The organism is Hyphomicrobium denitrificans 1NES1, from assembly GCF_000230975.2.
GTDB lineage: Bacteria > Pseudomonadota > Alphaproteobacteria > Rhizobiales > Hyphomicrobiaceae > Hyphomicrobium_B > Hyphomicrobium_B denitrificans_A.
In genome coordinates this window covers 3,468,781-3,487,153 of sequence record NC_021172.1, presented here as the reverse complement: position 1 = coordinate 3,487,153, position 18,373 = coordinate 3,468,781, and the positions used below count along the sequence as shown (strand labels likewise).

The window sequence follows — 18,373 nt, the reverse complement described above, 5'->3', positions numbered from 1 at the left end:
TTCACCCCCGGCAGCCGCGATTGCAGACACGGACTTTCTGATGGCCAAAGCACCCAAGGATAGAAGTCCGTCAAGCATTCCCAGTTCCAAACCGCAACGCAAGTCAGGAAAAAAGGCGACGCCGCTTAAAAAATCGGCAGCGAAAGGGGGCCGCCGCTCGCTGCTGACGGAGGCGGAAATTCGTGAAGTTTTCCGCCGTTTTCAAGCCGCGAGCCCCGAGCCCAAGGGGGAGTTGCAATACGTTAACCCCTACACCCTGCTGATCGCCGTCGTGCTCTCGGCCCAGGCAACCGATGCCGGCGTCAACAAGGCGACGCCCGCCCTCTTCAAGGTCGCCGATACGCCCGCCAAGATGGTCGCGCTCGGCGAGGAAAAGCTGCGCGACTATATCAAGACGATCGGGCTCTATCGCAATAAGGCCAAGAACGTCGTCGCGCTGTCGAAGCGCCTCGTCGACGAGTTCGGCGGCCAGGTGCCGGGCGATCGCGATATTCTAGAAACGCTCCCCGGAGTCGGTCGGAAGACGGCCAACGTCGTGATGAATATTGCCTTCGGCCATCCGACGATGGCAGTCGATACGCATGTCTTCCGCGTCGCGAACCGCATCGGTTTATCGCAAGGAACGACGCCGCGTGCGGTCGAAGCCGACTTGCTTCGGGTTGTGCCGCCCAAATACGCGCTGCACGCCCACCACTGGCTAATCCTGCACGGACGCTACGTCTGCAAAGCTCGCCGGCCGGAATGCTGGCATTGCCTCGTCAACGACATCTGCCTCTATCCCGACAAGACACCTGCGCCTTAAGCCTTAGCCATCTGCTCCCCTCCCCCTTGCGGAGAGGGGGAATTCGCACTCAGGCATCCATCCGCATCGCGAGGCCGGCGTTCGCCATGTACGTCTTGGCCTCAGGAATCGTGTACGTCCCGAAATGAAAGATCGAGGCGGCAAGCACCGCACTGGCGTGGCCGTTCTGCACGCCATCCACCAGATGCTGCAATGTCCCAACACCACCGGAAGCAATAACCGGAATGGAAACCGCATCCGAAATCGCGCGCGTCAGTGCGACGTCGAACCCTGACTTCGTGCCGTCGCGATCCATCGACGTCAAAAGAATTTCACCCGCGCCGAGTTCCGCGACCTCGCGCGCATAAGCAATCGCGTCGATGCCGGTCGGCTTGCGTCCGCCGTGTGTGAAGATCTCCCAGCGCGGCGGCTCGCCTTCGCTCGAAACCTTCTTTGCATCGATGGCGACGACGATGCACTGCGCGCCGAACTTCTCGCTTGCCTCTTTGACGAATGCACGATTGCTGACCGCCGCAGTATTGATCGAAACCTTGTCGGCGCCGGCTTCGAGAAGCTTGCGAATATCGTCGACGGTTCGAACGCCACCGCCGACCGTCAAAGGCATGAAGCAGCGGTTCGCCGTCCGCTCGACGACATCGAAAATCGTGTCGCGGTTTTCATGGCTCGCGGTAATGTCGAGAAAGCAAAGCTCGTCCGCCCCCGCCGCATCATAGGCCGCGGCTGCCTCGACCGGGTCGCCCGCATCGATGAGATCTACAAAGTTGACGCCTTTGACGACACGGCCGTCCTTGACGTCGAGGCACGGAATGATGCGGACTTTCAGCATGGCACTAGCGCTCTTTTTACTCAGAGATTGAGCTGATTCCGGCTATCATGTGCTTAGGGCGCCGTCGAGCGCGTAAACCAATTTGCTGAGGAACCATTTACGACGGATCGTCGTTGTAGAGTTTTGCATAATTGCGTGAAACTCTGGAGTTGCACTTGCACAAGGAATCTCTCTCAATGGTCGAAGACTTTGCTCCGCTGAACCTTCGCGCCCGCCTTTCGGCGCTGCAAGACCGGATTGCGCAAGCGCGCACGAAACTCGAAGCGCACGGCGCCATCGAAGAGCACTCCAAAGAATTGACGAATTTCGCCAATCAGCATGACGCCATCCGCGGTTCTCTCGACAGCGAGGGGACCATAACGGAGCTGCAGCATGGCAAAGCGTCTGCCCAGACGGATGCGCTTGAGAAAGATCTCAACCGCTGGCTGGAAAAGATCGAGCACAGGTACAACGAACCCGCACCACGCGGCCCCAACATTTCCGTCTGAACGAGTTAAATTCCAACGCCGTCATTCGCCGCGTTCTCGGAGCGCGGCGAATTTTATGTCCGGAAATTTTTCACCCTTGTACTTCAGCATCCAGGCACTCTCGGCCAGAAACACCAGCGCCCCGTCGCGGTCAGTCGCGATCTCGCCGCGATGCGCGTCGACGAATTTCTGCAATTTCGCCGGATCGTCTGCTGAGATCCACCGCGCCAGCTCGAACGGCGACTGCTCCAGCGTCACCGGCACTCCGTATTCGTTGGCGACACGCGATTGCAGGACTTCGAACTGCAGTTGACCGACGACACCGAGAATCTGACGGCCTCCGGCGACCGGCGTGAACACCTGCACGATGCCTTCCTCTGCGAGATCGTCGAGCGCCCGATTGAGTTGTTTCGCCTTCATCGCATCCTGAATGACGACACGGCGCAGAAGCTCCGGCGCAAAGTTTGGAATTCCCGTGAATTTCAGGTTCTCTTTCTCGGTCAGCGTATCGCCGACGCGCAGCGTCCCGTGGTTCGGAACGCCGATAATGTCGCCGGCATAGGCTTCGTCCGCCGTTTCGCGGCCTTGCCCAAAGAAGAACGTCGGTGACGATACGGTCATCGGTTTGTTGTCGCGCACATGCAGAAGTTTCATGCCGCGCTTGAAGCGACCCGAGCACAGCCTGACGAACGCCACGCGGTCGCGATGGTTCGGGTCCATGTTCGCCTGCACCTTGAACACGAAGCCGGTCACCTGATCTTCGCCGGGCTCGACCGTCCGTTGCGTGGCCTTGCGCGGCAACGGTCCCGGCGCCCATTGCGCGAGCGCGTCGAGAAGCTGCTCGACGCCGAAATTCTTGAGGGCGCTGCCGAAGAACACGGGCGACAGATGTCCCTCGCGAAACGCTTCGAGATCAAACGGCGGCAGCGCACCTTGAGCAAGCTCGACACCTTCCAGCGCGCGGTCGGCGATCCGTTCGTCGATACCGTCGATCTTGCGAATGTCGGCAAGCTCGCTCAATGCTTCCGCATGCCCGAAAGAGGCGCCGCGCTCGCCATTTTCCGGAAGCAGAATTTTGTTGCCCATCAGGTCGAGCACGCCACGAAAGTCCGTGCCCATCCCGACCGGCCACGCCATCGGTACGAGATCGAGCGCCAGGTCTGACGCAATCTGATCGAGCAACGTCAATGGATCTTCCGCTTCGCGATCGATCTTATTGATGAAGGTGATGATCGGAATATCGCGAAGCCGACAGACCTCGAACAGCTTGCGCGTCTGGCTTTCGATACCCTTCGCGGCGTCCATGACCATGACGGCTGCGTCGACCGCCGATAGCGTGCGATACGTATCTTCGCTGAAATCCGAGTGGCCCGGCGTATCGAGCAGATTGTAGACGATGCCATTGCGTTCGAACGTCATCACCGACGACGTCACCGAGATGCCGCGCTGCTGTTCGATCTGCATCCAGTCGGAGCGCGTGCGCCGCCGCTCACCGCGCGCCTTGACGGCACCGGCCATCTGGATGGCGCCGCCGAACAGCAAGAGTTTTTCTGTCAGCGTCGTTTTACCGGCGTCGGGATGCGAGATGATCGCGAACGTGCGGCGTCGCGCGATTTCGGGCGGCATTTTGGGCCCGACCGGCGCGGTCTGCGACATCACATTCAAAATTCAGGCCTCGACCAGTTTCACCTGACCCGGTTCGAGCCAGATTTGATGATATTCGGCAGGCTTGCCGAACACTTCCCCGACATGCAGCTCGACAAGACCGTCGTCGAACTTGACGATCGGAAACGTCTTGCCGAGGCAGCCGCGAAATAGGTTTTGCAATTGTTGATTGCCGGGGGGAAGACCGTCGGGAAGACGGTCCACGCGAACCTTGTCACCAATCTTCATGCTGTTCCCAAAAGTTCGAGAGCTTCTCTTGGATCGATGCGCCCATCATAGAGCGCCCGGCCCGTAATCGCGCCTTCGAGCATCTTGTATTCGGGCTTCAAGAGCGCGCGCACGTCATCTATCGACGCAAGCCCGCCCGACGCAATGATCGGGATGCGCGTCGCTTTCGCTAGCGCCGCCGTCGCCGGCAGATTGAGCCCCTTCAGAACGCCGTCGCGCTCGATATCCGTATAGATGATCGCGGCGACGCCTGCATCCTCGAAACGCTTCGCGAGATCGACGGCCGTCAGTTCAGATGTCTCGGCCCAGCCTTCGACGGCGACCTTGCCGCCCTTCGCGTCGATGCCCACGGCGACGCGCCCTGGAAACCGTTTTGCGGCATCTTTGACCAGTACCGGATCGCGCACCGCGACTGTGCCGAGGATGACGCGGCGAATCCCTTTATCAAGCCAGGCTTCGATCGTCGCCAGATCGCGGATGCCGCCGCCGAGCTGCGCCGGCATTTTGATGGCCTTCAGGATCGCCTCGACGGCAGTACCATTGACCGGTTTGCCCGCGAAGGCGCCGTTGAGGTCGACGATATGCAGATACTTGAAACCTTGCCGCTCGAAGGCGAGCGCCTGCGCCGCCGGATCGTCGTTGAACACCGTCGCGGCGTCCATCTCACCGAGCTTCAGCCGCACGCACTTGCCGTCTTTCAAATCGATGGCCGGAAAAAGGATCACCGCTACCTCTGGTGGATGTCTTCTCCCTTGGGAGAAGGTGGCCGAAGGCCGGATGAGGGGAGGCATCGCTCACCCCAACCCTCCCCTGAGGGAGAGGGCGACCCGCGCCTGAATTTCACTGCGCGGGAATTCCGGCCATCAGTTTGCTATGTTCGTTTCCTAACTTCTGGGCGCGATCAATCGCGGATCGCGCGCGGCGTCAAGTGCGCGTTGCAGCCCGCTCCCCGAAGGCAAGTCTCAACGCGCAAATGGGGAAAATCCTGCGTCCGGCTCCGCAGAGCAGAGTCGCAATACGAAACAGGGCATCATGGTCACCGCGTTCCTCGTCGAGCCTCCGCCTCCGGTCGCCCGCCGTCCGCTGACCGAGAATGACGCTGTCGATATCTGGATCGCACGCTGGCTGCGCATCCGGCCGATCGACCTGCAGCGCCGCCATGTCTGCGACCCGCGCCGCCTTTACGAAATCTGGGAGGAAACGCGCTTTCCAGGCAGCCGTGCCCAGGCGCTCGAAGAATTCCGGGCCCGATTCCCCGGCCTCGAAGCCCGCTTCGATCCCGGCCCCCACCGGCGCATCCCGCTCGCCCCGCACCCCAGTCAATTGAGCCTGTTTCCCGAGGCTTAGAAGCCCGACCCAGATACCGTTTCGTATCCGGATGCGTTGCATAGCGGACACGGCGCGCACGCAATAATCCTCCTCATTTGCACATCGATATTGTCCGTTTACGGATATTGTTAATAACATCTTAATAACCTGTTGAGTTCTAGTGAGTGGGGTGTGCGTTGATTAGATCATTTGCGTTCGTGGCGCTTATGCCCGCGCTAATATTTGGGGTGCAAACCGCTTCAGCAGATGAATATTACAGGGGAAGTTTGAAGGACGGCCCCGTTGTCGCCCAAGGCTACAATTGGTCAGGGTTCTACGGCGGCGTTAATGCCGGATACACATGGAACAATTGGGATTGGCCAAGTTTAAATCCCTACGTAGCGCCCCCGAAACCGTGTGGCGATTGCGGGCCTCCGAACCAGAATCTTTCGGGCGCGATGCTGGGCGGCACAGTTGGCTACAATCATCAGATCGACAGATTTGTGATCGGCGTTGAGGGTGATTTCAATTTTGCAAACATCTCGGACTCGCAGCGCGACGGCAACTATCTAGTTGAAACGTCGAAGATCGAGCATTTCGCAACCATCCGGGCGCGCGCAGGTCTTCTTCTAACGCCCGCGCTTCTTGCTTACGCGACGGGCGGTGTTGCTTTTCAAGACCTGGAATACGGGGAATCGTGTCCGTCCGACGCCTCGGCCGTTACTGCCGGTTGGTGCCGTTCGGTCGCCAACGGCGGTCATGGCCCTTACAGTCTTTCTAAGAGCCAATGGAATACGGGCTACGTAGTGGGCGGCGGCCTTGAATGGATGATTGCCGAAAGGGTGTCGCTGAAGGTCGAGGGCCTTTATGCCGATTTCGGGACCAATGACTATCAACTCGGTCTGATGGCCGACGGTAAGCCGTTGCCGAAAAAAAGCATCGAGAACTCCGAAACGATGCTGAAGGTCGGCGTCAACTACCACTTTTAGCGAGCGCAAAACTGTTTAGAACGGACGGGAGGGGCCACACTGGCAGCGGGCCCCCTTCGCTTCACACGGTCACCCAACTCTCCGGAGCGCCTTCGCGCCCTTCTCAGGCTTGCAGGAAATGCAAGTACATCAATATTAAGAACTTTACAAGAACATTTTTGGAACAAGAGCTGGACAACGACCGTGAGTCGTGGCATGTTCTTCCTATGTTCACGGCATCCTAAATCAGTCGCCGTCCCGGGTCACCGTAGCGTACCGACCCCTCCTCTCTCGAACCGCCTAGGAGAGCCACGATGCGCACCTACCTGATCTCGTACGATCTCGCCAAGCCGAACCGCAATCAGCACGTCCTCGCGCAGCTCATCATGTGCCTCGGCGACAAGTGGGCCCGCCCGCTCGTCAACACTTGGTACGTGATGTCGGAGCGGGAGGAAGTCGAGCTTGAGGCCGAGCTGAGAGAACTCCTTACCGAAGAGGACGGCTTACTGATCCAGGCAACCAAGCGCGACGCAGTGCTGACCAATACCTCGCTCCGATGGTTCCGGCAGCGCCGGCCCGGCCTCGATCTCGCACCGGATGGCAACATTATCGCCTTCCCGTCGCCGCCGGCGCCCGTGTCCGAGCCGCTTGAGCCCGAGCTGCCGTTCGCCAGGGCTGGCTAAGTTTCAGGTCTTTGGGCGGGGCGGTCCGTCTCCCCCCTCTTCGTCCAATGGGTCCGTCCCGCTCAAAGACCACGATGGAGAGCCTTGGGATTCCCCCGATCCCGGGCCTCCCTTTTCTAAACCAGCCATGACCCTCGGCCGAAACTCGCGTTTTTTAGTGCGTTGCGTTCCGCGTTCCTTGCTCCGCTGTCCCCCCAACGCCGCCGGAATACGCCCATGAAAACGTATCTCGTCCATCACACTCCGAAATCCCCCGACCAGGACACCTGGGCGGTCTCGTTCTCGCTGCCCTATATCGCGTCCGAATATGCTCCCGTCGGAAACGGTGTCTGGTATGTGCGGACATGGCTCAGCGCCGATCAGATCAAGCGGCGCTTGGCGATCCTGTTCGACTACCCCGATGAGCTCGCCGTGCACGAGCTAGGCCGCGCCGACCAGCACATTGCCGCTCGTATGCAGTGGATGCGGGGACGCCTCGAAGACGAAGAGCCGGCCGCCTCGTGGCAACTGCCGCGCGGCGTCTGGACCGCATTCCAGTCTGCCGTGAGTGCCGTCGCCCGCCCTTCATTCTGAAGCGGTAATTTGCGCAATCGTCATCCGCGGCGAACCCGCTGCAGCGAAGCCAAGACCCATCGCGGCCGCGTCGCAGCATCGTCTGCGCCATACCGCCCCTTCACGTCATGGCCGCCCTTGAGGCGGCCATCCAAGGCCACGGGTTCAAGGAGCTAGAGCTGGATGGCCGGGTCAAGACCGGCCATGGAGTGATGGAGAATAAGAGCCGCTCCCTAGGGCTTCCAGCCAAGAAAGTTCGCGATCAGCTTGAGACCGAGTTTCTGGCTCTTCTCAGGGTGAAATTGCGTGCCCGCGATATTGCCGTCCGCGACGAGCGCCGTAATCGGTCCGCCGTAGTCCGTCTCCGCAACCACGACGCGGCGCTCTTTCGGCACGAACCCGAACGAGTGCACGAAATACGCATGCCATCCGTCCGGGCCTGTCGGAATGCCGTCCAACAGTGCGTGGCTGTTGACGACGTTAAGCGTGTTCCAGCCCATGTGGGGGATTTTGAGCGCAGGATCCCTAGGCTCGATCGCGCGCACTTCACCTTTGATCCATCCAAGCCCCGGCGTCTCCGCAAATTCGAGCCCGCGCTCGCTCAGAAGCTGCATCCCGACGCAAATCCCGAGAAACGGCCGTCCTTTGGCACGCACGGCGTCTTCTAGCGCCGCGATCAGGCCCGGAACGCGCTCAAGACCATGCTTGCAGTCGGCATAGGCGCCGACGCCGGGCAGCACGACGCGGTCCGCCGCCAGCACGTCCTCAGGCCGCGGACTGACGATGATGTTGGAAGGCACCGAACCCTCGCGCGCCGCGCTTTCAAAGGCTTTGGCGGCGGAGTGAAGGTTTCCCGATCCGTAATCGATGATGACGACGTTTTGCATTTCGGATTCGGATCAGCGCCGCGTGCCGAACGGCCAGAAGCGAGAGCCGCGCCGCACCGGGACGGGTGGCACGGAGCTTCCCGATTGCCCCGCCGCCTCACCAGCGATGATCGGCTGGGTCGGAAGCCAGCTTTCGAAGAAACGCCGCTCGCATTCGGCAATCGATTTACCCGTGACGACACCCAGCGCCTGCCAGCCGGTCTGTTCGAGCATCCAGCGCTTCAGCGTCGAAATCTCAAATCCGAGGTAGATATTGATTATCAGAAACACGACACCGGTCATCTGCGGACCGAGCTTCAATGTGCTGAGCACCCATCCGAGCGCGGCAGCGCCGACGAAATAAGCGAGGGTAAAAAGCCAAAGCCCGTTGGCAAGAAACCCGATCGGCGGGCAGATCGCCGTCAGCCACGAAAATCCGTCTTTGACGAACTCCAGTTCGACGCCGCGATCGGCGCGATCGGAACCGGGATCCGGCGGTTCATGGACAGTGTAAGTCACCACGGAAGACAAACTCCTCGACGCCCGCAAAAGCAAAACTCCATGACCGATTAGCCCTGCAGCGTGCCCTTCGTCGAAGGGACACGCCCGGCTTGGCGTGGATCAACCGCAATCGCCGTTCTGAGCGCGCGGGCCAAACCCTTATAGCAGGTCTCTGCAATATGGTGATTGTTCTCGCCATACAGATTCTCGACATGCAGCGTGATACCGGCATTCTGCGCGAAAGCTTGAAACCATTCGCGGAAGAGTTCCGTGTCCATCTCGCCGATCTTGGGGCGCGAAAACTCGACCTTCCAGATCAGAAACGGACGGCTCGAAACGTCGACCGCGACGCGCGTCAGCGTCTCGTCCATCGGCAGATGCACGTCGGCATAGCGAACGATGCCGGCCTTGTCGCCGAGCGCCTTCGCGACCGCCTGCCCGAGAACGATGCCCGTATCCTCGGCGGTGTGGTGGAAATCGATATGAAGGTCGCCCTTGGCCCGGAGTGTGATGTCGATCAGCGAATGCCGCGCCAGCTGCTCGAGCATATGGTCGAGAAAGCCGATTCCGGTCGAAATATCATATGCGCCCGAACCGTCCAGATTGACGGTCGCGGAGATCTCGGTCTCCTTAGTCTTGCGCGTGATCGTCGCCTGGCGCTTCACGTGAATCAGTCTCCGCCACCCAAATCGTTAGCATTCCAACCCCGGCAAGCGTTGCCGGAGCCCGCCCGAGCGTTTATCAGCACAAAGCCCCGGCGGCCAAGGCCGACCGTAGGCTCCGTGGCCGCAGCCCTGGATACCCGGTCTTGGCGGCCGGCTCCCCGCCAGGGGAGTCGCCAAGGCCAATCCAGAGACTCCTTGCATCCTGACACCAAGAGCTTAACTGACGCGATACATATGACGCACGAGAGCCAAAATTCCGGCAATTCAAGCTGGCATGCCACGACGATCCTGACGGTTCGCAAGGATGGCAAAGTTGTAGTTGCCGGCGACGGTCAGGTCAGCCTCGGCCAGACCGTCATCAAATCGAACGCGAAAAAGGTCCGCCGCCTTGGCAAGGGCGACGTCATCGGCGGATTTGCCGGGGCCACGGCCGATGCCTTCACGTTATTCGAGCGCCTCGAAGCCAAGCTCGAGCAGTACCCCGGACAATTGACCCGCGCCTGCGTCGAGCTAGCCAAGGACTGGCGCACCGACCGCTTCCTGCGCCGTCTTGAGGCGATGATGATCGTTGCTGACGCAACGACGACCCTCGTCCTGACCGGGACAGGCGACGTGTTGGAGCCGGAAAATGCGATTGCAGGCATCGGCTCCGGCGGCAATTACGCCCTTGCCGCCGCCCGCGCTCTCTTCGATCAACCGCTCGACGCCGAGACGATCGCGCGCAAAGCCATGTCCATTGCCGCCGAAATCTGCGTCTACACGAACACCAATATCGTGGTCGAAACCCTCGATTCCAAAACCTCCTGAGCGGCGCGCGATCCCATCATGGCCAACGGATTATCCCCTGACGACCTGAAGGCTGCCGTCGACGCTGGCGTCATCGACGCCGTGCAGGCTGAAAAACTGCGGGCGATGCGCGGCTCCACGGCACCCGTGATTGGTCCCGACGGCGAACCGGCGCTCGCCGACGAAGAACGTTTCCGCTTCCTCAATGGCTTCAATGACGTCTTCCTGACAATCGGTGTGCTGCTCGTCGCCGGAGCCGTGCTCGCGGCAACATCGACAAGTTTCTTCGGCCTCGGCTGGGCGGCTACAATGGCCGTCGGCGCAGCGGTCTTCTGGGTCTTGAGCGAAATTCTGGTCGCCCGCCTGCGCGCCGTATTGCCGGGCATGGTGCTGGCCATTCTGTTCGTCGTGTTCGCCGCGGCGGCCGTTGTGATCCAGTTGCACTGGGACAACCTCAAGACATCGAACTGGGACGTTGCCTCCGAACTTGCTTTCTGGCGAAAGCCAACGCTGGTCTTCGGCCTTCCCGCCCTGATCGCATCGCTGATCTATTACCTTCGCTTCCGGCTGCCGTTCACACTCGCGCTGATTGCCTGCTTTGGCTACGTCGTCGCCGCCCGAAGCCTTTACGAAATCGGCGTCGGCTTCTCGTTCGCCGCAATCGGCTACGGGCTGATCGTCCTCGCAGTCGCACTTCTCTATGACGCTCGCGATCCGCGCCGCGTTACACGATTGTCCGACTGCGCGTTCTGGCTGCATCTCGTCGCCGCGCCGCTGATCGTGTCGCCTGCCCTCATGCTGATCAAGCACGCGACGAACAGCGGCGCGACGTCCGCAATCGTTTTGCTGACGGTGTTCCTGCTGGCAATTTTCGCGCTCGCCATCGACCGCCGCGCTCTGCTTGTCTCCTCGCTTGCTTCGTTCACCGTCGCCGTCTATGACATTTTGAGCGGCGGCGTCGCCTTGCCGAACAGCGGCGGCATACCGATATCATTTATCTTGACGCTCGCCCTCGTCGGCGGCTTCGTTCTCCTCCTTGGCGTCTTTTGGCATCCGCTGCGGCAACGCTTGCTGCCGCTTTTCCAAAACCTGCCGTTCGCGCGTTATCTTCCACCGGCAAGGCAATGACCAACTTCTCTCCCCGCGAAATCGTTTCCGAACTCGATCGCTATATCGTCGGACAGAACGACGCCAAGCGCGCCGTCGCAATTGCCTTGCGCAACCGCTGGCGACGCCAGCAGCTGACCGGAGAGCTGCGCGAGGAAGTCCTGCCGAAAAACATTCTGATGATCGGACCGACGGGTGTCGGCAAAACCGAAATCTCGCGACGTCTCGCGAAGCTCGCTGGCGCGCCGTTCCTGAAAGTCGAAGCCACGAAATTCACCGAGGTTGGCTACGTTGGCCGCGACGTCGACAGCATCATCCGCGACCTCGTCGAAGTCGGGATCTCACTCGTCAAGAACGTCAAGCGCCAAGAGGTCCGCGCACGCGCCGAAAAGGCCGCTGAGGAACGCGTGATCGACGCGCTCGTCGGCAGCGGATCGTCGCTCGCAACGCGCGAAAGCTTCCGCAAGAAGCTGCGCAACAACGAATTGAACGACAAGGAGATCGATATCCTCGTCGCCGATACGGCTCCGCAGATGCCGATGTTCGATCTTCCCGGCGGCGGTTCGATGTCGACGATCAATCTCGGCGATATGCTGGGCAAAGCGTTCGGCCAGCGAACGAAGCCGCGCCGCGTCACGGTCAGAGACAGTTTCGAGATCTTGATCGCAGATGAAAGCGACAAGCTGATCGATAACGATCAGATCACGGCCGAAGCCGTAACCTCGGTTCAGAACAACGGCATCGTTTTCCTCGACGAGATCGACAAGATCTGCTCGCGCGGCGATGGCACGCGGGCCGGCGGCGCGGACGTCTCCCGCGAAGGCGTGCAGCGCGACCTCCTCCCGCTCATCGAAGGGACGACAGTTACGACAAAGCACGGCCCGGTAAAAACGGACCATATCCTGTTTATTGCATCAGGCGCATTTCACGTCTCGAAGCCGTCCGATCTTCTTCCCGAATTGCAGGGCCGCCTGCCAATCCGCGTCGAACTCAATGCGCTGACGCGAGACGACATGAAGCGCATCCTGACGGAGCCGCAGGCGAGCCTGATCAAGCAGTACGTCGCGTTGATGGAAACGGAAGGCGTAGCGCTCGAGTTCAGGTCCGATGCGATCGACGCCATCGCCGATGCCGCCGTTGAGGTGAATTCGACTGTCGAAAACATCGGCGCGCGCCGCCTGCAGACGGTTCTGGAGCGCGTCCTGGACGACATCTCGTTCGAGGCGTCCGACCGCAGCGGCCAAGCACTCGCAATCGATGGCGCCTACGTGACCGAACGCGTTGGCCAGCTTTCCAAAAATGCCGACCTGAGCCGATTTATCTTGTAATCCCCGTCATCCTCGGTCGAGCGCAAGCGATGACCGGGGATCCAACGCAAGACCCGTCGAAGACGCACAATATTGAGCCTTCGGCACATTTTGCGCTGGATCCTCGAACACCCTCGCGAACGCTCGTCCGTTCGAGGATGACGAATTATTTATTCCCCCTTGCAGGGAGGGGGCGGGGGAGCGCGGCATCCGGCATGCTATCCACCGGCGCCGAACGCCTGTAAAAGAACGCACTTCCGAAGCTCGAAGCCATTTTTAATTATGACTGCTGCTCCACTCGTTAAAATCGATGCCGAACCATTGGCCTCCGCCGCGAAGCCCTCCCTCGCGGGGTTGACGCGTGCGCGCCTGAAGGAAGCCCTCGCCGCTGCAGGCGTTCCGGAGAAACAGCTCAACATGCGTGTGACCCAGCTTTGGAGCTGGATCTACGTGCGCGGCATCACACGCTTCGAGGACATGACCGACGTCTCGAAGGATCTGCGCCGCCAGCTCGCCGCGCTCTACACGCTCGACCGCCCCGAGATCGTCTCGGAGCAAATCTCCGTCGACGGCACGCGCAAGTGGCTTCTGCGCCTCGCAAAGCGCGGCCACGAAGCCCGCCCGCCGGAAATCGAAACCGTCTACATCCCCGAAAGCGATCGCGGCACGCTTTGCATATCGAGCCAGGTTGGCTGCACGTTGACGTGCTCGTTCTGCCATACCGGCACCCAGCGCCTCGTCCGCAATCTCGAAGCCGAAGAGATCGTCGCCCAGATCATGCTGGCCCGCGATCGCATCGGCGACTGGCCCGGCGCCAAAGGCCCAGACGACGGCCGCCTGCTTCCTTCAAGCGAACGCAAGATCACCAACGTCGTGCTGATGGGCATGGGCGAGCCGCTTTATAATTTCGATAACGTCAAAGCCGCGATGGAGGTCGCCTCCGACGGCGACGGGTTGGCGCTCTCGAAACGGCGCATCACGCTCTCGACGTCGGGGGTCGTTCCCGAGATTCCGCGTTGGGGAGAAGAAGCCGACACGATGCTCGCGATCTCGCTGCACGCGACGAACGACGCGCTGCGTGACGAATTGGTGCCGATCAATCGCAAGTACCCGATCGCGGAGCTGATGGACGCCTGCCGCAACTATCCTGGGCTTTCGAATGCACGGCGCATCACCTTCGAATACGTCATGCTGAAGGGCGTCAACGACAGCCTCGCGGAGGCGCGCGCCCTTGTGAAGCTGCTTTCAGGCATCCCGGCGAAGATCAACCTGATCCCGTTCAACCCGTGGCCCAATACGCGCTACGAATGCTCCGATTGGGAAACGATCGAACGCTTCGCCGAGGTCGTAAACCGGGCGGGCTATGCAAGTCCCGTCCGCACGCCGCGCGGGCGCGATATTCTCGCAGCCTGTGGGCAGTTGCGGTCGGAAAGCCTGCGTTTGAGCGCCAGTGAGCGCCGCGCTGGTGCTGAGAAGGCATAGGCCGGACCTTCCGCCTGCCTGACTCGGATAATTCTATTGAGACCCTGAGCTTAGCCCTTGTAAATTGATCCCTCAGTGTAAGGCGGGTCAGGGCAGGGTATTGTGTTGAAGTTCCTGGGATCAATCGCCCGGGTGGCGTTTGGGTTTATCCTCGCAAGCATCGCGGCGGGTCTCGTGATGATGTTGTTCGTCAACACTCCAAGCGAGGTTCTCGCGCAGCCTGTGAGCCGCTTGCCGCGCACGGCAGGAGAAACGTTCGAACTTGCGCTGCTGACAGCCACGCACGTTGCGGTCTTCGCCTTCATCTTCGCGCTGATCGTGGCCGGTCTCGGCGAACTGTTCTCGCTTCGCGGCGTTGCGTTCTATCTAAGCGGCGGCGTCGCGATCGCATTCCTCGGCTTCATTGCGCAATATGCGAGCGAGGTTCCCGGCGAGCCGACCATCCTCAATAACTATGCTCTGAAAACATTCCTGACGACCGGCTTCTTCGCGGGTTTCGTCTATTGGCTCGCATCGGGCCAGTTTGCGGGTCGGGTACCGACTGACGTTGCGGCCGTCGCTCTAGGACCATCTTCACCTGAAGTGGTCGCGGACCCGCACCCGGAAAATAGGGATGAGGAAACAAGCGTCGTTATCCGTCATCCTGCACCGCTCGAAACGCCAAGGCCCACCTATCGCACGCTGCTCAATCGCCTCAGCTTCAAAAAGCGGGAAACCTCAACCGCCGAACCGGAATCCCGGGACGGTCTGTCGGATTCCGACAAATCCGACGCCAACCGCTAAAAATCCGCGATCCGGACAGCAACCGAAATTATCGGCCGCGAAAGCTCGGCAACCAACAAACCAGCAAATACCGGAGCTTCCGCCCCCACCTTCCCGTCCTGCATTATCATTGCTGCAATGCAACACATCTGCTAGGGTGTGACTTTTTCGGGGGGAGTTCGCCCGTGATTAATTTCGCGCTTTCATTCCGCTGCCTGCAAAAAGCGACCGAAGCCCTATTTGAATTGAGCCAAGCTTCGCTCGCGGCAGGAATTGCATGGCAAAGCCGTTTTAACGAAGAATTGGTTAATACGATTTACGCGACGACGACCCCGCCGGTGCCGGATCCGGTCGACCCCTTTGCGCTGTGGCAAAGCTGGCTCGATTGTTGGACGAACCCAAGCGCCTCGCCACGACCCAACCAAGTTGCCGATGTTTGGCAATCATGGGCTGCTCCCGCAACGACGGCAATCGTAGCCGGAGTATCGGCTTGGCCATCGCTCACGGCAAACGCATTCATGAACGCGACGCCGTGGAGCTTCTATCAAGGTCCACTGATGGCGATGATGCTGAGCTACGGCGTGCCCTACTCAGTCGCCGCTCCGACGGCACGGGCAAGCACATGCGCCATGGATGCCGCCGACGCGGCATGCGCGCAATGGCGCTCGATGTTTACCGGCGAGAGTCGGCATAACAACTTCGAGCCGCGTCGCCGACGGCTAAACTATCTGCACTGATCTGGGTGCCAAGCACCCGACGGCAATCGGACCAACACCGCCGATCAATCGGCGCCGGATGACCCCGCCTGCGGCGCGTCGGACGATGGAGGAGCTTGATCTCCTCCCTCCGAAGCAGCAGGCGCCGGTGGCGCAGTCTCTTTGGGTTTCGCTGTCTTTTTTGTGGCAACGGTCTTGGCCTTCTTGGCAGTTACCGGTTTCGCAGCGGTTTCGCCCGTCGCCGCGGTGCCAGCGCCGCTCTGCGACGGTGTGCTTGTGTGCGAAGCCCAGGGAAGAACCTCAGGCTCACCGGATTTGGCTGCTTTATCGGCCTTTGCCGCCTCTTTCTTCAAAGCCGCAAGCGACCTGCAACCCGCCTTCGTGCCCTTGCTCGAACCTTCTGCTGGCGTACCGACGACCCAGATGCATGCTTTGTTGCCGCCACACGCGTTTTCATCGAGCCCCTTGCAAGATGCTGACGCGCTCGCCTTTTTCGTCTTGGGTTTCGCCGGAGCGGCAGTCGTGTGAGCGGGTTTATCCGTGGAGCCCGCTGCAGCCGGCGTCTCGGTGGGCGCCGCCTTCTTGGCCTTGGCTTGATTTTTCGAAGCTTGCGGCGCAGCCGCTGGCGGCTGAGGCGGCGGCGAAGGCGCTGCCTCCTGCTGAGTCTCCGGCGGCGGAGAGGTCGTGTCCTGCGCAACCGAAGCCGGTGCGGAGTTGCCCGCTGCAAACGACGGCAGTGTCGGCTGCTGGGCAGCAGACGTGTCGGACGGCGCGGTCTGTGCCGGAGGATCGGGCGGTATCGTTACCGTTATTTCTTCGGCCGAGAGAGGCAGCGCGAGCGTACCACCCGCCAAGTATAGCAAAGCAAGGTATCCGTTCAGTCTGGACACAACCGCTCTCCCCCACCAGAAAACTTCCCGTTTCCTTATCATTTCACGCTCGGCACACCTACGCCAAATAGCGCTTCCCATGACTTTTTTATGTTTATGGAATTGATGCGATGCGGAATGGCAATGCGCATCTCCTAACACCTGGAATTTGCGGAGAATATGCGGTGGGCTAATGTTATATGGCCAGGATTTCAACCGCCCGGCACGGCATTTTATTTGGATGAGATCCGGCAAAGCACCTTCCATAAAGCACCTTCCATAAAGCTATCACCCCCGCGAATCGCGGCTCCAAAGCAGACGCCCGGTGCTTTGAATTGCCGATTGCAAGATGCGATTCGGGAGCCCCAAAATCAGCGCAATAGAGAGCGGGCGGCCGGGGCCCGATTAAACCGGCCGATATGCGGCAATGCCCGCGCCCCGTGTGGCCCAAACCTTCGTTAAAGCGTCATGACGATAAGGCAAGCGGCGTGTCGCGTTGCCGCTTCGCCCGCACTTGCGAGCGACACCGTCGCCCCTATAGTGCCGCGCGTTCCAGACCCACAAACTTTGAAAGCCAGCCCGTATGACCGCCGCACCCAAAGCCGTGAAGAAAGTTGTCCTCGCCTATTCAGGCGGTCTCGATACGTCGATCATTCTGAAATGGCTGCAGGAAACCTACGGCGCGGAAGTCGTGACGTTCACCGCCGATCTCGGCCAGGGCGAAGAGCTGGAGCCTGCGCGCAAGAAGGCTCTGATGCTCGGCATCAAGCCTGACAACATTTTTGTCGAAGACTTGCGCGAGGAATTCGTCCGCGATTACGTGTTTCCAATGTTCCGCGCCAACGCCGTCTACGAAGGCGTCTACCTGCTCGGAACATCGATCGCGCGCCCGCTCATCTCGAAAAAGCAGATCGAGATCGCCAAGAAGGTCGGCGCCGATGCCGTCTGCCACGGCGCGACCGGCAAAGGCAACGATCAGGTCCGCTTCGAGCTCGGCTACTATGCCCTTGAGCCGGGGATCAAGATTATCGCTCCGTGGCGTGAATGGAGCTTCAAGGGCCGCGAAGAACTTCTGAAATTCGCGCGCGACCATCAGATCCCGGTCGCCAAGGACAAGGAGGGAGAAGCGCCGTTCTCGGTCGACGCCAACCTTCTGCACTCGTCATCGGAAGGCAAGGTTCTCGAAGATCCAGCCAAGAAAGCACCCGAAATCGTCTATCAGCGCACGATTTCGCCGATGACCGCACCCGATAAGGTGACGACCATCAAGATCGGATTCGAGAAGGGCGACGCCATTTCGCTCGACGGCAAAAAGCAGTCTCCGGCGACGCTGCTCAAAGCGCTGAACGATCTCGGCCGCGACAACGGCATCGGCCGCATCGACCTCGTCGAAAATCGCTTCGTCGGCATGAAGTCGCGCGGCGTCTACGAGACCCCCGGCGGTACGATCCTGCTGGCTGCGCACCGCGCCATCGAATCGATCACGCTCGACCGTGGCGCCGCGCACCTCAAAGACGAGATTATGCCGCGCTATGCCGAGTTGATCTACAATGGCTTCTGGTTCGCTCCGGAACGTGAGATGCTGCAGGCGTTGATCGACAAATCGCAGGAGCACGTTGAAGGCGAAGTGACGCTCGAACTCTACAAGGGCAACGTCATCGTTACCGGCCGCGAGAGCCCGAAATCGCTTTATTCGCCGACCCTCGTGACCTTCGAGGACGACAAGGGCGCCTACGACCAGAAAGACGCTCAGGGCTTCATCAAGCTCAATGCTCTGCGGCTCAGGACGCTCGGGCTCCGGAACAAATCGTAA

At 60.4% G+C, this 18,373-nt stretch carries 21 protein-coding genes; 13 read left to right on the top strand and 8 right to left on the bottom strand.

Annotated elements, in window-relative coordinates:
- Positions 1-40: 40 nt before the first annotated feature.
- The gene (gene nth, locus HYPDE_RS16720; RefSeq protein ID WP_015599716.1) at positions 41-802 is read left to right on the top strand and encodes an endonuclease III; all 762 of its coding nucleotides are present in this window, start codon (positions 41-43) and stop codon (positions 800-802) included.
- A gap of 49 nt (positions 803-851) precedes the next feature.
- On the opposite strand, the gene hisF is transcribed toward nth, so the two are convergent.
- Complete coding sequence (gene hisF / locus HYPDE_RS16715; protein ID WP_015599715.1) at positions 852-1,628, bottom strand: imidazole glycerol phosphate synthase subunit HisF; 777 nt, start codon at positions 1,626-1,628, stop codon at positions 852-854.
- A gap of 176 nt (positions 1,629-1,804) precedes the next feature.
- On the opposite strand from hisF, the gene HYPDE_RS16710 reads away from it, so the two are divergent.
- Positions 1,805-2,116 carry a hypothetical protein gene (locus tag HYPDE_RS16710; RefSeq protein ID WP_015599714.1) on the top strand — a complete coding sequence of 104 codons (312 nt, stop codon included), beginning with the start codon at positions 1,805-1,807 and terminating at the stop codon, positions 2,114-2,116.
- Between the two features lie 21 nt (positions 2,117-2,137).
- Here the strand turns inward: HYPDE_RS16710 and HYPDE_RS16705 are convergent, their stop codons facing one another.
- The 3 genes from HYPDE_RS16705 to hisA are packed head-to-tail and all read right to left on the bottom strand — an operon-like array spanning position 2,138 to position 4,713.
- Positions 2,138-3,751 (bottom strand): peptide chain release factor 3, encoded by a 1,614-nt coding sequence (locus HYPDE_RS16705; protein WP_015599713.1) that lies wholly within the window; start codon positions 3,749-3,751, stop codon positions 2,138-2,140.
- Between the two features lie 12 nt (positions 3,752-3,763).
- On the bottom strand, positions 3,764-3,988 hold the full coding sequence (locus HYPDE_RS16700; protein WP_015599712.1) for a hypothetical protein: 225 nt from the start codon (positions 3,986-3,988) through the stop codon (positions 3,764-3,766).
- Positions 3,985-4,713, bottom strand: a complete 729-nt coding sequence (gene hisA, locus HYPDE_RS16695) for a 1-(5-phosphoribosyl)-5-[(5-phosphoribosylamino)methylideneamino]imidazole-4-carboxamide isomerase (protein WP_015599711.1) — start codon at positions 4,711-4,713, stop codon at positions 3,985-3,987. The genes HYPDE_RS16700 and hisA overlap by 4 nt, the downstream gene beginning before the upstream one ends.
- Before the next feature lie 307 nt (positions 4,714-5,020).
- Between hisA and HYPDE_RS18915 the strand changes: the two genes are divergently transcribed.
- From HYPDE_RS18915 to HYPDE_RS16675, 4 genes are all read left to right on the top strand, one after another.
- Positions 5,021-5,335: a hypothetical protein gene (locus HYPDE_RS18915; protein WP_081625137.1), complete on the top strand. Its 315-nt coding sequence runs from the start codon at positions 5,021-5,023 to the stop codon at positions 5,333-5,335.
- A 209-nt stretch (positions 5,336-5,544) separates the two neighbouring features.
- Positions 5,545-6,285: an outer membrane protein gene (locus tag HYPDE_RS16685; RefSeq protein WP_187290841.1), complete on the top strand. Its 741-nt coding sequence runs from the start codon at positions 5,545-5,547 to the stop codon at positions 6,283-6,285.
- 293 nt (positions 6,286-6,578) lie between these two features.
- Positions 6,579-6,947: a hypothetical protein gene (locus HYPDE_RS16680; protein WP_015599709.1), complete on the top strand. Its 369-nt coding sequence runs from the start codon at positions 6,579-6,581 to the stop codon at positions 6,945-6,947.
- Between the two features lie 216 nt (positions 6,948-7,163).
- Positions 7,164-7,520: a hypothetical protein gene (locus tag HYPDE_RS16675; protein ID WP_041320601.1), complete on the top strand. Its 357-nt coding sequence runs from the start codon at positions 7,164-7,166 to the stop codon at positions 7,518-7,520.
- A gap of 212 nt (positions 7,521-7,732) precedes the next feature.
- Here HYPDE_RS16675 and hisH read toward each other — a convergent pair whose 3' ends face one another.
- From hisH to hisB, 3 genes are read right to left on the bottom strand one after another with little or no spacing between them, the layout of a single operon-like run.
- Complete coding sequence (hisH, locus tag HYPDE_RS16670) at positions 7,733-8,386, bottom strand: imidazole glycerol phosphate synthase subunit HisH (protein WP_015599707.1); 654 nt, start codon at positions 8,384-8,386, stop codon at positions 7,733-7,735.
- 12 nt (positions 8,387-8,398) lie between these two features.
- Positions 8,399-8,887: a DUF2628 domain-containing protein gene (locus HYPDE_RS16665; RefSeq protein ID WP_015599706.1), complete on the bottom strand. Its 489-nt coding sequence runs from the start codon at positions 8,885-8,887 to the stop codon at positions 8,399-8,401.
- Positions 8,888-8,934: 47 nt separating this feature from the next.
- A complete protein-coding gene (gene hisB / locus HYPDE_RS16660; protein WP_015599705.1) occupies positions 8,935-9,531 on the bottom strand; it encodes an imidazoleglycerol-phosphate dehydratase HisB in 597 nt (198 codons plus the stop codon).
- 234 nt (positions 9,532-9,765) lie between these two features.
- On the opposite strand from hisB, the gene hslV reads away from it, so the two are divergent.
- The 6 genes from hslV to HYPDE_RS16630 all read left to right on the top strand — a co-directional run bounded on the left by hslV (position 9,766) and on the right by HYPDE_RS16630 (position 15,712).
- Positions 9,766-10,338 carry an ATP-dependent protease subunit HslV gene (hslV, locus tag HYPDE_RS16655; protein WP_015599704.1) on the top strand — a complete coding sequence of 191 codons (573 nt, stop codon included), beginning with the start codon at positions 9,766-9,768 and terminating at the stop codon, positions 10,336-10,338.
- A gap of 18 nt (positions 10,339-10,356) precedes the next feature.
- A complete protein-coding gene (locus HYPDE_RS16650) occupies positions 10,357-11,445 on the top strand; it encodes a hypothetical protein (RefSeq protein ID WP_015599703.1) in 1,089 nt (362 codons plus the stop codon).
- On the top strand, positions 11,442-12,752 hold the full coding sequence (gene hslU, locus HYPDE_RS16645; protein WP_015599702.1) for an ATP-dependent protease ATPase subunit HslU: 1,311 nt from the start codon (positions 11,442-11,444) through the stop codon (positions 12,750-12,752). Before HYPDE_RS16650 ends, hslU begins: the two co-directional genes overlap by 4 nt.
- A gap of 261 nt (positions 12,753-13,013) precedes the next feature.
- A complete protein-coding gene (gene rlmN, locus HYPDE_RS16640) occupies positions 13,014-14,213 on the top strand; it encodes a 23S rRNA (adenine(2503)-C(2))-methyltransferase RlmN (protein ID WP_015599700.1) in 1,200 nt (399 codons plus the stop codon).
- A gap of 132 nt (positions 14,214-14,345) precedes the next feature.
- The gene (locus HYPDE_RS16635) at positions 14,346-14,996 is read left to right on the top strand and encodes a hypothetical protein (protein ID WP_187290840.1); all 651 of its coding nucleotides are present in this window, start codon (positions 14,346-14,348) and stop codon (positions 14,994-14,996) included.
- Between the two features lie 164 nt (positions 14,997-15,160).
- Positions 15,161-15,712, top strand: coding sequence for a hypothetical protein (locus tag HYPDE_RS16630; protein ID WP_015599698.1), 552 nt, complete (start codon positions 15,161-15,163; stop codon positions 15,710-15,712).
- A gap of 44 nt (positions 15,713-15,756) precedes the next feature.
- Here HYPDE_RS16630 and HYPDE_RS16625 read toward each other — a convergent pair whose 3' ends face one another.
- Complete coding sequence (locus tag HYPDE_RS16625; protein ID WP_051112020.1) at positions 15,757-16,581, bottom strand: hypothetical protein; 825 nt, start codon at positions 16,579-16,581, stop codon at positions 15,757-15,759.
- A gap of 562 nt (positions 16,582-17,143) precedes the next feature.
- Here HYPDE_RS16625 and HYPDE_RS16620 point away from each other — a divergent pair.
- Positions 17,144-18,373 (top strand): argininosuccinate synthase, encoded by a 1,230-nt coding sequence (locus HYPDE_RS16620; protein ID WP_015599695.1) that lies wholly within the window; start codon positions 17,144-17,146, stop codon positions 18,371-18,373.

Coding starts and splice junctions, on each gene's coding strand:
- HYPDE_RS16700 (WP_015599712.1), bottom strand. CDS start 3,988: ATGAAGATTGGTGACAAGGTTCGCGTGGACCGTCTTCCCGACGGTCTT.
- HYPDE_RS18915 (WP_081625137.1), top strand. CDS start 5,021: ATGGTCACCGCGTTCCTCGTCGAGCCTCCGCCTCCGGTCGCCCGCCGT.
- hslU (WP_015599702.1), top strand. CDS start 11,442: ATGACCAACTTCTCTCCCCGCGAAATCGTTTCCGAACTCGATCGCTAT.
- HYPDE_RS16710 (WP_015599714.1), top strand. CDS start 1,805: ATGGTCGAAGACTTTGCTCCGCTGAACCTTCGCGCCCGCCTTTCGGCG.
- HYPDE_RS16680 (WP_015599709.1), top strand. CDS start 6,579: ATGCGCACCTACCTGATCTCGTACGATCTCGCCAAGCCGAACCGCAAT.
- hslV (WP_015599704.1), top strand. CDS start 9,766: ATGACGCACGAGAGCCAAAATTCCGGCAATTCAAGCTGGCATGCCACG.
- nth (WP_015599716.1), top strand. CDS start 41: ATGGCCAAAGCACCCAAGGATAGAAGTCCGTCAAGCATTCCCAGTTCC.
- HYPDE_RS16650 (WP_015599703.1), top strand. CDS start 10,357: ATGGCCAACGGATTATCCCCTGACGACCTGAAGGCTGCCGTCGACGCT.
- hisH (WP_015599707.1), bottom strand. CDS start 8,386: ATGCAAAACGTCGTCATCATCGATTACGGATCGGGAAACCTTCACTCC.
- hisF (WP_015599715.1), bottom strand. CDS start 1,628: ATGCTGAAAGTCCGCATCATTCCGTGCCTCGACGTCAAGGACGGCCGT.
- HYPDE_RS16705 (WP_015599713.1), bottom strand. CDS start 3,751: ATGTCGCAGACCGCGCCGGTCGGGCCCAAAATGCCGCCCGAAATCGCG.
- HYPDE_RS16675 (WP_041320601.1), top strand. CDS start 7,164: ATGAAAACGTATCTCGTCCATCACACTCCGAAATCCCCCGACCAGGAC.
- HYPDE_RS16620 (WP_015599695.1), top strand. CDS start 17,144: ATGACCGCCGCACCCAAAGCCGTGAAGAAAGTTGTCCTCGCCTATTCA.
- rlmN (WP_015599700.1), top strand. CDS start 13,014: ATGACTGCTGCTCCACTCGTTAAAATCGATGCCGAACCATTGGCCTCC.